The organism is Actinomadura barringtoniae, assembly GCF_017573505.1.
In the GTDB taxonomy this organism is placed as follows: Bacteria; Actinomycetota; Actinomycetes; order Streptosporangiales; family Streptosporangiaceae; genus Spirillospora; species Spirillospora barringtoniae.
Genome location: NZ_JAGEOJ010000003.1, coordinates 456,697 through 469,230, shown reverse-complemented (window position 1 = coordinate 469,230; position 12,534 = coordinate 456,697). Strand labels below are relative to the sequence as shown.

The following is a 12,534-nucleotide window of genomic DNA, read 5'->3' as shown; positions in this document are numbered from 1 at the left end:
GGGGACGTGAGGGGTGTCGGATGCTCAGGGGTGCATCCGGTTGTTGTCGCGTTCTGAAGAGGTAGACCGCAGCCCCGTTCAGAACTCATCGCCGACGCGCGAACTTTTTTCCGCCTCTTGTCGACATGCGGTCCAATGGTTGATCATCGGCGGTCATGGGGGCGCACATGGTGGTGCGGCGGCTGGCGGCTGATCGCGCGCTGGTGCTCGCCGCCTGCGCTACGGCGCTCTTCGCGACCACCGTGCTGGCCGCGCTCGCCGGGTACGCCGGGTCGGTCACCCGCGAGGGGCTGCGCCGCACGCTCGCCGACGCCACCTTCGAGTCCGCGGGCGCCGCGGTCTCCGCGCCCGTTCCGCCCGGCGGGGCCGCCGCCACCGAACGCAAGGTGGAGGGCGCGCTGCGGGACGTCTACCGCGGCGTGCCGATCACCGTGTCGGTGGCCGTGCGCAGCGACTCGTTCACCATGCCCGGACAGGAGCGGCGCGAGCATCCAGAGCTCACCGCGTTCGCGACCTACACGGGGATCGAGGGCCACGCGCGCCTGGACGCGGGCCGCTGGCCCGCCAAAGGGACCAGCGGGCTGGAGGCGGTACTGCCGTCCGCCGCCGCCCGCGCGATGCGCCTGCGCGTCGGCGACCGGGTGACCCTGCACGGGCGCGTCGACACCTCCGCGTCCGTCCGCGTCACGGTGGTCGGGCTGTTCCACCCGCTGAACGCCGACGACTACATCTGGCAGGGGGACGGGCTCGTCACGACCGGCGTCGAGCGGCACGAGTACACCACCTACGGGCCGTTCGTCGTCGGCCCCGAGGCGTTCGCGCAACGGTTCACGACCTCGGGCGGCTACCTGCGCTGGCGGGTGATGCCGGACCTGACGAGGCTGGACACGGCGAGCATGGTCGCGGTCGGCGAACGGGTGCGGCACGGCGCCGAGACCTTCCGGCGGCTGGAGCCGGGCACGCAGTTCACGTTCGAGTCGAACCTGCCCGCGCTGACCGTCCAGATGCACGACGCGGTGCAGGTGGCGCGGTCGACGATGCTGATGCCGGTCCTGCAGCTCATCCTTCTCGCCGGGTACGCGCTGGTCCTGGTCGCCCGGCTGCTGGCCGGGCACCGGCGCGGCGAGGTGGCGCTGCTGCGCACGCGCGGCGCGAGCCTGCGCCGGCTTGGCGGGCTCACCCTCGCCGAAGGACTGCTGATCGTGCTGCCCGCGGCGGTGCTCGGACCGCTGCTCGCCGGACCGCTGCTGCGCGCGGCCGGATGGGCCCCGGCCGTGCGCGCGTCGGGGCTGCGGCTGGACGCGGGCCCGCTCGCCCCGCTGTACGCCGTGTCGATCGCCGCCGCGCTGGCCTGCGCGTTCGTGCTGACCGTCCCGACGCTGCACGCGGCGACCCGGCCGTTCGCCGAGGTGGCGACCGGGCTCGGCCGTGGCCGCCGCGGGTTCCTGCGCGGCTCGGGCGTCGAGGCGGCGCTGCTGCTGGTCGCGGGGCTCGCGCTCTGGCAGCTCAACCGCTACGACGGCGGCGGGGGCGGCGGCGTCGACCCGTTCATCGTCTCCGGCCCGGCGCTGGCGCTGCTCGCGGGCGGCGTCGTGCTGCTGCGGCTGATCCCGGTGCTGTCGCGCGGCGCCGAACGGGTGACCTCCGGCGGCCGCGGGCTGGCGCCGGTGCTCGGCGCGCGGCAGGTGAGCCGGCGCCCGCTGCGGTACGCGGGGCCCGCGCTGCTGCTGGTCATGGCGACGGCCGTCGGCGTCCTGTCGGTGGTGACGATGGGGACCTGGCGGCTGTCGCAGGCGGACCAGGCCGACTTCCAGACGGGCGCCGACCTGCGCCTGGAGGTCCCCGACGGCCTCGCCGGCGCGCCCGCGCCGCTCGGGCAGGGCGGCCGCCTGGCGACGCTGCCCGGGGTCTCCTCGATCACCGCCGTGAGCCGTCAGGACTTCACCGTCGGCACCAGCCCCGGCACGCTGCTCGGCGTGGACGCGCGGGCGTTCGGCCGGGTGCTGAGGGTGCGGCACGGCCTCACCCGCGACCTCGACCTCGCCGGGCTGGCGCGGTCGAGGCCCGAGACGCCGCTGCTGGCGGTTCCGGGGCGGCCGCGGCGGGTGCTGATCGGGCTGCGGCTGTCGGTCCCGCCGGGTGCGATCAAGCCCGATGCGAGCTTCGGGACGTTCCAGGTCAGCGTGACCATCGCCGACGGGCGCGGGCAGTTCCACCGGGTGGGACTGCCCGGCGCGATCCCCGACGGCGGCACCCGCACGTACGCGGTGAACGCCGCCGACCTCGCCGGGCCGGGCGGGATCATCACCTACCCGCTGTCAGTGCGCGGGTTCGGCTTCGCCTACGACGACAACCCGTTCTTCAGGCAGCTGAACCTGGAGGTGCGCTCGGTGCGCGGCGACGGCACCGGGAACGCGACCGCGCCCGCGGGGGCGGGATGGGGCGCCTTCCTGGACCTCCCGGGCAACCCCGCCCAGGAAGTCACGGTCACGGGCGGCGGCGGCATGCCCGCCGTGACCCTTCCCGATCTCACCAACGGGCTGGACTACAAGTCCGGCAGCGGCGGCGCCGTCGTGAACGTGCTGGTCTCGCGGGGAACGGCGCCGGTCCCGAGCGAGGCGCGGACGCCCGTGCCCGGCGTGATCACCCGCGAGCTGGCCCAGCGCGCCGAGGTCGGCGTCGGCGGCACGGTCAGCATCCGGATGTCCGACGGCGACCAGCCCGTGAAGGTCATCGGCATCGTGCCCGCGCTGCCCGCGACCCCGCCCGGACGTCCCGCCGCGCTCGTGGACCTGCCGACCCTCGCCGAACGCAGGCTCGCGCGCGGCGACGCCGTCGACCCGCCACGCGAATGGTGGGCCTCGGTGACCGGCGAACGCACCGCCCCGGCCGCCGCCGCGCTCGCCGCGCACCGCGAGTGGGGCCAGGTCGCGGGCGACCGCGTCGAGCTGCACCGCCGCCTCCGGGACGCCCCGCTCGGCGCCGCGCTGCAGGGCGCGCTGGTGATGGGCTTCGGCGCGGCCCTGGCGTTCGCCGTCATCGCGTTCAGCGTCAACGCGGCGGTCGCGGCGCGCGAACGGGCCCGCGAGTTCTCGGTGCTGCGCGCCCTCGGCGTGCCCGAACGGCAGGTCGCCGCGATGCTGGCCGTCGAGCAGACGTTCCTCATCGCGATCGGGCTGCTGGGCGGCCTCGTCCTGGGACTGGCGGTGGCGCGCCTGGTCGTGCCGCACGTCGTGCTGACCGTTCAGGCCGCGCCGCCCTACCCGCCCGCCGAGCTGGTCGTGCGATGGCCGATCGTGCTGGCGGTGCTCGCCGGGGTCGCCGTGCTGCTCGGGCTGGTGCTGGCCGTGACCGTCCTCGTGCTGCGGCGGAACGTGGTGGCCGGGACGCTGAGGGCGGGTGAGGACCGGTGAGCGGGCCCTGGCGGCGGCTGGTCCGCACGCAATGGGCGCCGATCGTCGCGCTGGCCGTGCTGACACTGATCACCGCGCTGCTCACGGCCGACGTCCCGGCGAGAGTGGCGGCGGGCTACGACCGGGCCGCCGCCACGGCGATCGGCGACGACGCCGACGTGGTCGTGGAGAACACCCTCGGTTCGTCCGGCGGCGGCAGCGGCATCGCGGCCGACCCGAACCGGATCTCCGCGCTGTCGGCGCGCTTCGAGGGGCTGCTGCCGCCCGACCTCAGGGCGGTGACCGGTCCTGCCGAGGCCGCCGTGAGCACGGCCGCCATGCTCGACGTGGTCCCGCGCCCGGCCCTGCGCCGCCGCCTGTTCAACGTGTCCTGGGACGTGGAGGCCGGTGGCCGGGTCCGTTACGTCGCGGGCGATGCGCCGGCGACCGGGGCGTCGCCCGGCGACGTGCTCCAGGTAGCGCTGGGGAAGAAGGCCGCCGCCGCGTTCGGCTACCGGCCCGGGACCGAGCTGACCCTCGCGGGCTCCGGCGAGCCGCTGCGCGTCCGCGTCAGCGGGATCTACGAGCCGCTGAACGCCGCCGACCCGTTCTGGCGCACCCGGCAGGACCTGGTCACCTCCAGGCAGATGGAGGTCGGGCGGGAGCGCACGGTCGTGGACGTCGGGGCCATGCTGATCGACGCGACCGGCTACCGGGCCCTGACGCGCGGACCCGACCTGCAGCTGACCTACTCCTGGCGCTTCCCGGTGCGCGCCTCGCTGGTCACCAGCGAACGGGCCGGGCACCTGCCGACCGACGTCGAGGCGCTCAGGTCGCGGGCCGCGGCGGGCAGCCCGGTCCTGGGCTGGAAGGTCGTCACGCAGATCAGCCAGCGGCTGGCCGACCAGCCGGAGCAGCTCGGTGTCGCGCGTGTGATCCTCAGCCTGGTCCTGGCGGGGCTGGCCGCGGCCGCCGCCGGGGTGATGCTGCTGGCCGCCGGGCTCCTCACCGACCGCGTCCGCCCGATCCTGGCGTTGATGCGGGCGCGGGGCGCGGCGATCCATCAGCTCGCGGCGACGGCGTGCGGCCTGGCCGCGCTCGCGGTCGTACCGGCGGCGGTGGCCGGATACGGGCTGGGCCGGCTGCTGAACGGCGGGCCGCAGCAGCGATCGTCGATCGTGTTCACGGGCGCGCTGGGGCTGGTCGTGCTGGCGCTGCCGGTGGCGCTGGTCGTCCTGGACCATGGCGTCCGCGAACGTTCCGGGCAGGCCGACCGGCGTGCGGACCTGGCCACCGCCCGGCCGTCCAAGCGGCGCCTGGTCCTGGAGGGGCTGGCGGTCGTGCTGGCGGTGACCGGGGTGGCGCTGTCGCGGCAGCGCGCCCTGTCCGGCCAGGCGCGGCTCGGCACCGATCCGCTGATCGCGGCCGTTCCGGTGCTGCTGGCGATCGCCCTCGGGCTGCTGGTCCTGCGCGCCTACCCGTACCCGCTGCGGCTGCTCGGCAGGCTGCTGCGCCGCAGCCGTTCCGCGGTCGGCTTCCTGGGCGTCGCCCACGCAGGACGCCGCGGCGGGTCCGCCGCGCTCCCGCTGGTCGTGCTGCTGCTCGTGGCGGCGGTCGCGGGCTTCGCGGTGACCGTGGACGCCGCGCTGCGCGACGCCCAGCGACGCGCGACCGCCTACGAGGTGGGCGCCGACGCCAGGATCCAGAACGACGGGATGGACCCGGGCGTCCTCACCAAGCTGCGCGCGCTGCGCGGCGTCACCGCCGTCACGCCCGCCCGCACGGTCCTGAGCGCGGAACTCACATCGGCTACCGGCTCGACCGGCGTCAACGTCGTCGCGGTCGACCTGAACGCGTACCGGCGGATGGCGGGCGGCGCGGCACGGCTGGTCCCGGCCGCGCCGGGCGACCCGATGGGCGCGCTGCTGTCCCCGGCTGCGGCGCGCGAGGTCGGGAACGGCCGCATGGAGGTGCGCTGGCCGAGCGGGGTGCAGCCGATCGCCGTCCGCGGGGCGGGCGTCGCGTCCCGCTTCCCCGGGCCCGACCTCGGCCCGTCGTACGTGATCATCCCGTACGGGCTGCTCGCCGGGTCGGACCGCTTCCCGACCACCATCTTCATCCGCGGCCGCGGCCTGGACCAGAAGACGCTGGAGGCGACCGCGCGTTCGGCCACGCCGCTGTGGGCGAGCAGCAGCCTGCAGGGCCGGTACGTGTGGACGCGGACCGCCGTGCTGAACGAGCTGACCGGGGTACCGCTCACCAAGGTCGTCCGCGACCAGTTCGCCCGCGCCGGGATCGTCGTCGCCGCGTACGGGGCCCTCACCCTGCTGCTGATGCTGCTCGTCGAGGCGCGTGCACGCCGCCTCGTCGCTCACCTGCAAGTGCTCGGGCTGAGCCGGCGGCAGAGCCGTGGCCTGGCCGTCCTGGAGATCGCGCCGGCGATCGGCTGCGCGGTCGTGGCCGGCTGGGCGCTCGGCCTCGCGCTGCCGGGCATCCTCGGCCCGCTGGTCGACCTGCGCCCCTACACCCACGGCGTCGCCGCCGCCCGCCACCTGGCGGGACCGGTGACGCTGCTCGCGCCCGCCGGGGCGCTGGTCCTGGCGGCCGCACTCGCCGCCGTCGTCGACGCAGTCTCCGCCGCGCGCCGCCGCGGCCCTGCCGGAGCGCTGAGAACGGGGAACAGCCCATGACCGAGACACCCGACCTCGCCGAACTGGAACGGCGGGCCGCGCGGGAGCAGCGCCCCGTCTACGGCGCGGACGCCCACATCGTGTGCGACAACCTGGTCCGCATCTACAAGACCGACGGCATCGAGGTCGTCGCGCTCCAGGGACTGGACCTGCTCGTCGGGGCGGGCGAGATGGTGGCCATCGTCGGGGCCTCGGGCTCGGGCAAGTCCACGCTCCTCAACATCCTGTCCGGCCTGGACGTGCCGACCGCCGGGGTGGCGCGGGTGGCCGGGGCAGACCTGCTCACCATGAAGTCCCGGCAGCGGCTGCAGTTCCGCCGCGAACGGGTCGGCTTCGTCTGGCAGCAGACCTCGCGCAACCTGCTGCCCTACCTCAGCGCCGAGCAGAACGTCGAGCTGCCGATGCGCTTCGGCGGTCGTTCGAGGCGGGCCCGTGCCGCGCGGGCCGCCGAGCTCCTGGACATGCTCGGCGTGGGCGACTGCGCGCGCCGCCGTCCGGGCGAGCTGTCGGGCGGGCAGCAGCAGCGGATCGCCATCGCGGTCGCGGTGGCGTGCGAGCCGCAGGTCGTGCTCGCCGACGAGCCGACGGGCGAGCTCGACACCGCGACCGCCGCCGAGGTCTTCGACGCGCTGCGCCGGGTGAACGCCGAGCTCGGCACCACCACGGTCGTGGTGACCCACGACGCGCAGGTGTCCGAGCAGGTGGACCGCACGGTCGGCATCCGCGACGGGCGCACCAGCAGCGAGATCCGGCGCCGCGACGACACCGACGGCACCCGGGTCAGCGAGGAGTACGCGGTGCTGGACCGGGCCGGGCGCGTGCAGCTTCCGCGCGACTTCACCGAGGCGCTGGACATGCGGGACCGCGTGCGGCTGGAGCTGGAGAACGACCACGTCGGCGTCTGGCCCGACCGCCGCCGCGAGCCCGGCCGCCGCCGCGGACCCGAGCCCGGGTCGGGGCCGGGCGAGGCGGAAGGGGAGGACGGCGATGGATGAGCAGCCGATGGTCGCGGTCGAGGGGCTGACCCGCACCTACCGGACGGGACGGATCGAGGTGGCGGCGCTGCGCGGCGTCTCGTTCACCGCGAGCACGGGCGAGCTGGTCGCGATCCGGGGACGTTCGGGATCGGGCAAGTCCACCCTGCTCAACCTGATCGGCGGCCTGGACGCCCCGGACGCGGGTACGGTCCGGATCGCCGGGCGCGAGGTGAACGGGATGGCCGAGGACGACCGGCTGCGGCTGCGCCGGGAGGTGATCGGCTTCGTCTTCCAGTCGTTCGGGCTGATCCCGGTGCTGTCGGCCGCCGAGAACGTGGAGGTGCCGCTGCGGCTGGCCCGGATGGCCCCGTCCGAGCGTGACGAGCGGGTCCGCGTCCTGCTGAGGCTGGTCGGCCTGGAGGAGCACGCGGCGCAGCGGCCGTACGAGCTGTCGGGCGGCCAGCAGCAGCGGGTCGCGATCGCCCGCGCGCTGGCGGCCAGGCCCCGGCTGGTGCTGGCCGACGAGCCGACCGGCCAGCTCGACTCGGAGACGGCCGGGGCGATCATGCCGCTGCTGCGGGCGGTGTCGCGGAGCGAGGGCGTGACCGTGCTGGTCGCCACGCACGACCGGGCGCTGCTGGACGTGGCCGACCGGGTGCTGGATCTGAACGACGGCATGATCACCGAGGTAGGGGCGCAGATCACAAACTAACCGGCCGTCAAGTAAGTTAGACTGGAGTCTCGGCCCGGAACGGCAGGAGGCTGACGGTGGCCAAGACGCAGACGCGCCGCACGGACACGCGCCAGCGCATTCAGGACGTCGCGCTCGAACTCTTCCTCGACAGCGGTTACGACCAGACCTCGCTCCGCGAGATCGCCGAGCGGCTCGAGGTTACCAAGGCGGCTCTCTACTACCACTTCAAGACCAAAGAGGACATCGTCGTCGCGCTCGTCGAGCGCCTCACCGCGCCGATGGACGACCTGATCGCCTGGGCGGAGACGCAGCCGCGCACCGCCGAGACCAGGATGGAGATGCTCGGCCGCCTCACCGACGCGCTCGTCGACGCCGAGCAGATCATCCGGTTCATGCAGGAGAACCAGGCCGCGCTGCGGGCGCTGAGCGTGGGCGAGAGCTTCAAGACCCGGATGCACGCCATGAGCGGGCTGCTCAGCGACGACGACGCCGGCCTGGTCGATCGGATCCGCGCGATCGGCGCGCTCTTCACCGTCTACTTCGGCACGTTCGCCTCGCGCGAGTTCCCGGAGCCGCCGGAGGAGAAGCGGGCGGCGCTCCTCCAGGTCGCCGGTGAGCTGCTGTCGGCCGGGGACGTGCTGCCGGCGAGCGACGCGGTGGCGCGGGCGTAGGCGCCGGGTGTGGTGCCGGTCCAGCGCTTGAACGCGTAGGTGAAGCTGGACGTCCCTGAGTAGCCGAGCATGGCCGCGACCGACTCGACCGTGCGGCCGGTCGCGAGCAGCCTGCGGGCCGCCCGCTCGGCGGACTCGTCGATGAGGTCGCTGTAGGAGTGGCCCTCGGCCTGCAGGTGCCGCCTCAGCGACCGTTCGCTCATGTTCAGCCGCGCGGCCGTCTCCGCCTGCGTGGCGAGGCCGCGTCCCGATTCGAGGCGGCGGCCCAGGTCGAGACGGATCCGGTCGGACAGGCTGCGCTGCCGGGCACGGTCCAATGACTGGCGTTCGCAGTGACGCAGGCTCAGCGCCGCCGTGGCCGGGTCGGCCTGGGGGAGCGGCGCGCTCAGCGTGCGGGTGCCGACGACGCCGAACGTGGCGGGCTGCCCGAACGCCGGGCGCACGCCGAGGACCTCCACGTAGCGGTCGGCGTAGGGCGGCTCGGCGTGCCGGAAGGCCACCTGATCCAGCGCCGCGTCCGGCCCGGCGAGGTCGCGGATGAACGTGACGACGGCGGCCAGGTCCCGTTCGGCCAGGAACCTCGCGACCTCCTCGCCGTGCGTCTCGCGGACGGCATGGTCGTCGATCATCGCGCGGAGGGCGCCCGGGACGCGTTCGGGCACGAACGGCGAGAAGCCGAACGTCAGGTCGAAGTGGCGCACCCCGATCGTGACCGCCTGCCCGAGGGTCTGGCTGCTGATCGCGGCCAGCCCCAGGAGCCCGAACGTCGTCGGGTGGTAGCGCCGCCCCGCCTCCAGGCCGAGCGCCGGAACGTGGCCGAGCCCGGCGACGAGGTTGGCGATCAGGGTCAGCTCCTGGTCGGCGGTGATCTCGGCCTCCGGATCGTTCAGCGTGGCCGGGGCCAGGCCGGTGCCGTGCAGGCAGCGTTCGGCGGGCATGCCGTGCTCGGCGGCCAGCCGCGTCAGCAGCGCCGCGCTCGCCACCCCGCGCGGCCCGCCGGCCGCGACGCCTGCCGCGACGCCTGCGGCGGCGTTGGCGGCGACGTTGGCCGCACCTCTGGCCGCAACTCCCACGAACCCGTCCGCTTCTCGCATGTCCCGACCCTGCCGCCCGTTCATAGCGTTGGCGATGCACCATCCGCTGACCGGCCCATGAACGGGACACTAAATGCTCATTGGCCACCCGCCAATAGCGGCGGACCAGACGACGATCCACGCGGTGCTCGCCGATCATGCCGGCGGACCGCCCACCCAGGCCGCGCTGATCTGCGACGGCTGGCCGGTCGGCTACGGCGAACTGCACCGGGAGAGCAACCGCGCCGCGCGTTCGCTGCGCGCGGCCGGCGCCGGTCCCGGCACGCGGGTCGCCTACCTCGGCCGGGAGACCGAGCACTTCTACGAGGTGCTGTTCGGCTGCGCCAAGACCGGCGCGGTCCTGGTGCCGATCGATCGGCGGACCTCTCCGGAGGAGGCGGTCCGCGGTCTCGCGGCGGCCGAGCCGATCGTGGTCCTCGCCGACGAGGAGCTGATGGACGTCGTCGAGGAGGCCGGATGCGGGGGACGGGTCGTTCCGCTCGCGGACTTCGCGTCCTGGAAGAGCATCCTCGACAGCGACCTGCCCGTGCGTTCGGACGGGCCGCTGGTGGGGGTGTGGCAGGACGGTGCGGTCTCGGTGCTCACGCACGGCGGCCTGCTCAGCGCACCCGACGACCTTGGGCTGAGGCCCGGAGACGTGAGTCTTCTCGGCACCCCGGGGCTGCGCGTTCCGGGGCTGTGGTGGGCGATGCAGGGCTTTCGTGCGGGCGCCACCGTCGTGACGATGCGCTCGTACGCCGCCGGCGAGGCCGGGCGCCTGATCGCGCGGCACGGCGTGACGGCCGCCTGCCTGGACCCGCTGCTGGCCGCGCGCCTGCGCGGCGCCGATCTGTCGGCACTGCGCACGGTGGTGAGGACGGGCTAGCGTGATCGCCCATGGAGCTGCGGCAGCTTGAGTACTTCGTGACGGTGACCGAGGAGGCGAGCTTCACCCGGGCCGCCGACCGGCTGCACGTGGCCCAGCCCGGCGTGAGCGCGCAGATCCGCCAGCTGGAACGCGAGCTCGGCCAGCCGCTGCTGGACCGTTCGGGCCGCGGCGTCAAGCTCACCGAGGTGGGCGCCGCCGTCCTGCCGCACGCGCGGGCCGCGCTCGCGTCGGTGGCCGCCGTACGTGGTGCCGTCGATGAGTTCGCGGGGCTGTTGCGCGGTCACGTCACGATCGGGGCCGTCGACTCGATGACGGTCCTGGACATGCCCGGGCTGCTCGCCGGATTCCATCGGGACCATCCGGACGTGGAGATCACGCTGACCGAGGAAGGGCTCACGACCGAGCTGATGGACGGGCTGCGGGCCGGTGGGCTCGACCTCGCGATCGTCAGCCTCGGCTCGGAGGACCCGCCCGGGCTCGACATCCAGGTCGTGATCGATACCCCGGTCGTCGCGGCCGTCGCGCGGGACGACCCGTTCGCCGGACGAGACGAGATCACGCTCGCGGAGCTGGAGGAGCGGGCGCTCATCTGCCTGCCGCGCGGCACGGGCCTGCGGATGGTGTTCGACGAGGCCTGTGCGGCGGCACGCGTGAAGCCGCGCGTCGCGTTCGAGGCCAGCGATCCGCCCACGCTCGCGCGCCTCGCCGAACGCGGTCTCGGCGTCGCCATCCTCCCCGAGGTCGCCGCCCGCCACCCCGACAGCCGCGTTCACCCGCTGGCCATCGCCGGGGCCCGGCTGCGCGGACGCATCGCACTGGCCTGGCGTGCGGAAGGCCCGATCAGCCCGGCCGCTCGTGCGCTCATCGCCCGCGCTCGTGCGCACCTGCCTTCCCCGACTGACTGACGATGGACGACGCGGTACGGCTCCGGCCGCTGAGCCTGGTCAAGGAAGGCGACGAGATCCTGGTCGGCGACCCCGCCACCGGCACGTTCGTCGCGATGCCCGAGGTCGGCGGCGTCGTGATCGAGGCCTTGCGGCGCGGCGCCTCGGCGGCGGAGGCGGCACGCGAGGCCGAGGACTTCGCGGGCGAGCCGGTCGACATCCCCGAGTTCGTCGAGACGCTCCGCGAGCTCGGCTTCCTGGAGACCGAGGTGGTCGAGCGGGAGGCCGAGGCTCGCCGGAGCGCGCCGATCCAGGCACGGGGGTGGCTGCGAGGCGTGCGGCCTGAGCTGGCCCGGCCGCTGTTCGGGCGGGTGGCGTGGACGTTCTACGCGCTGTGCGTGGTCGTCGACGTGGTGATGATCGCCTGGTCGCCGTCGTTGTGGCCGCGGCCCGGCCGGGACGCGTTCGTCTTCGACGACATCGGCCTCAGCATCCTGGCGCTCTACCCGTTCGCGCTCGCCGTCATGGCCGTGCACGAGTGCTGGCACTGGCTGGCGGCACGGGCGGCGGGAGTGCCCGCGCGTTTCGGAGTCGATCGGCGCGTGGTCTTCCTGGTCTTCGAGACCGACCTCTCGCAGCTGTGGACGCTGCCGCGCCGGAGGCGTCTCGGGCCGCTGCTGGCGGGGATGGCGATCGATTCGGTAGTGCTGTGCTGCGTGCTGGTCGTACGGCAGAACGCGGGCGGCGGGGAACTGGACGCGCTGATGGCGGCGTGGGCGTTCTTCCTGGTGTCGCAGCTGGCGTGGCAGTGCATGGTCTTCCTGCGCACCGACCTCTACGCGGTGCTCGTCACCCTCACCGGCTGCCGCAACCTGTGGCGGGTCAAGACGCTGATGCTGCGGAGCACGTTCGGGCGGCTGAACGCGGCGGAGACCGAGGAGCTGAACGCCGCCGCTGCCGCCGATCTGCGCGTGGGCCGGTGGTTCCGCTGGCTGTGGGTGGCAGGGTTCCTGGTCGTCGCGGCGTGGGTCGTGGCCTTCCCGCTGCCGACGATCCCGCCCGTCTTCCACTGGGCCGTGGACGGGCTGTCGGGCTCGCCGGGCGGCTGGACGTTCTGGTCGGCGCTCGGTGGCTCGCTGGTCTTCTTCGGCCCCTGGGTCTTTGTGCTGGCCCTGGCGTCCCTTGATCTCCTGAGGCATGATCGTTTGCGTACCGGCACCGCTTTCGAGAGGAGATCGCCATGAAGATCGAAGTCAAGAAGGTC

Annotated in this window: 8 protein-coding genes and 1 pseudogene; 8 read left to right on the top strand and 1 reads right to left on the bottom strand. The window is 74.4% G+C overall.

The features are described 5' to 3' along the window. Window positions 1-155 precede the first annotated feature (155 nt). Genes J4573_RS09090 through J4573_RS56910 form a run of 5 tightly spaced genes read left to right on the top strand, consistent with a single transcriptional unit; the run spans window position 156 to window position 8,424 of the window. Window positions 156-3,413, top strand: a complete 3,258-nt coding sequence (locus J4573_RS09090) for an FtsX-like permease family protein (RefSeq protein WP_208254830.1) — start codon at window positions 156-158, stop codon at window positions 3,411-3,413. Beyond that, on the top strand, window positions 3,410-6,082 hold the full coding sequence (locus J4573_RS09085; RefSeq protein WP_208254829.1) for an FtsX-like permease family protein: 2,673 nt from the start codon (window positions 3,410-3,412) through the stop codon (window positions 6,080-6,082). Before J4573_RS09090 ends, J4573_RS09085 begins: the two co-directional genes overlap by 4 nt. Continuing rightward, complete coding sequence (locus J4573_RS09080) at window positions 6,079-7,077, top strand: ABC transporter ATP-binding protein (RefSeq protein ID WP_208254828.1); 999 nt, start codon at window positions 6,079-6,081, stop codon at window positions 7,075-7,077. Before J4573_RS09085 ends, J4573_RS09080 begins: the two co-directional genes overlap by 4 nt. Beyond that, window positions 7,070-7,771, top strand: coding sequence for an ABC transporter ATP-binding protein (locus J4573_RS09075; RefSeq protein ID WP_243772669.1), 702 nt, complete (start codon window positions 7,070-7,072; stop codon window positions 7,769-7,771). The genes J4573_RS09080 and J4573_RS09075 overlap by 8 nt, the downstream gene beginning before the upstream one ends. Before the next feature lie 56 nt (window positions 7,772-7,827). Then, on the top strand, window positions 7,828-8,424 hold the full coding sequence (locus tag J4573_RS56910) for a TetR/AcrR family transcriptional regulator (protein WP_307796561.1): 597 nt from the start codon (window positions 7,828-7,830) through the stop codon (window positions 8,422-8,424). A gap of 44 nt (window positions 8,425-8,468) precedes the next feature. Here J4573_RS56910 and J4573_RS09065 read toward each other — a convergent pair. Continuing rightward, window positions 8,469-9,362, bottom strand: a pseudogene (locus tag J4573_RS09065) (AraC family transcriptional regulator); the annotation flags it as partial. A gap of 229 nt (window positions 9,363-9,591) precedes the next feature. Between J4573_RS09065 and J4573_RS09060 the strand changes: the two are divergent. Genes J4573_RS09060 through J4573_RS09050 form a run of 3 tightly spaced genes read left to right on the top strand, consistent with a single transcriptional unit; the run spans window position 9,592 to window position 12,514 of the window. Beyond that, complete coding sequence (locus J4573_RS09060) at window positions 9,592-10,383, top strand: AMP-binding protein (RefSeq protein WP_208254826.1); 792 nt, start codon at window positions 9,592-9,594, stop codon at window positions 10,381-10,383. Between the two features lie 11 nt (window positions 10,384-10,394). Then, window positions 10,395-11,291, top strand: coding sequence for a LysR family transcriptional regulator (locus J4573_RS09055; protein ID WP_208254825.1), 897 nt, complete (start codon window positions 10,395-10,397; stop codon window positions 11,289-11,291). Window positions 11,292-11,293: 2 nt separating this feature from the next. Next, entirely contained in the window at window positions 11,294-12,514 is a 1,221-nt protein-coding gene (locus J4573_RS09050) for a hypothetical protein (RefSeq protein WP_208254824.1), read from the top strand. The last annotated feature ends 20 nt before the right edge of the window (window positions 12,515-12,534 follow it).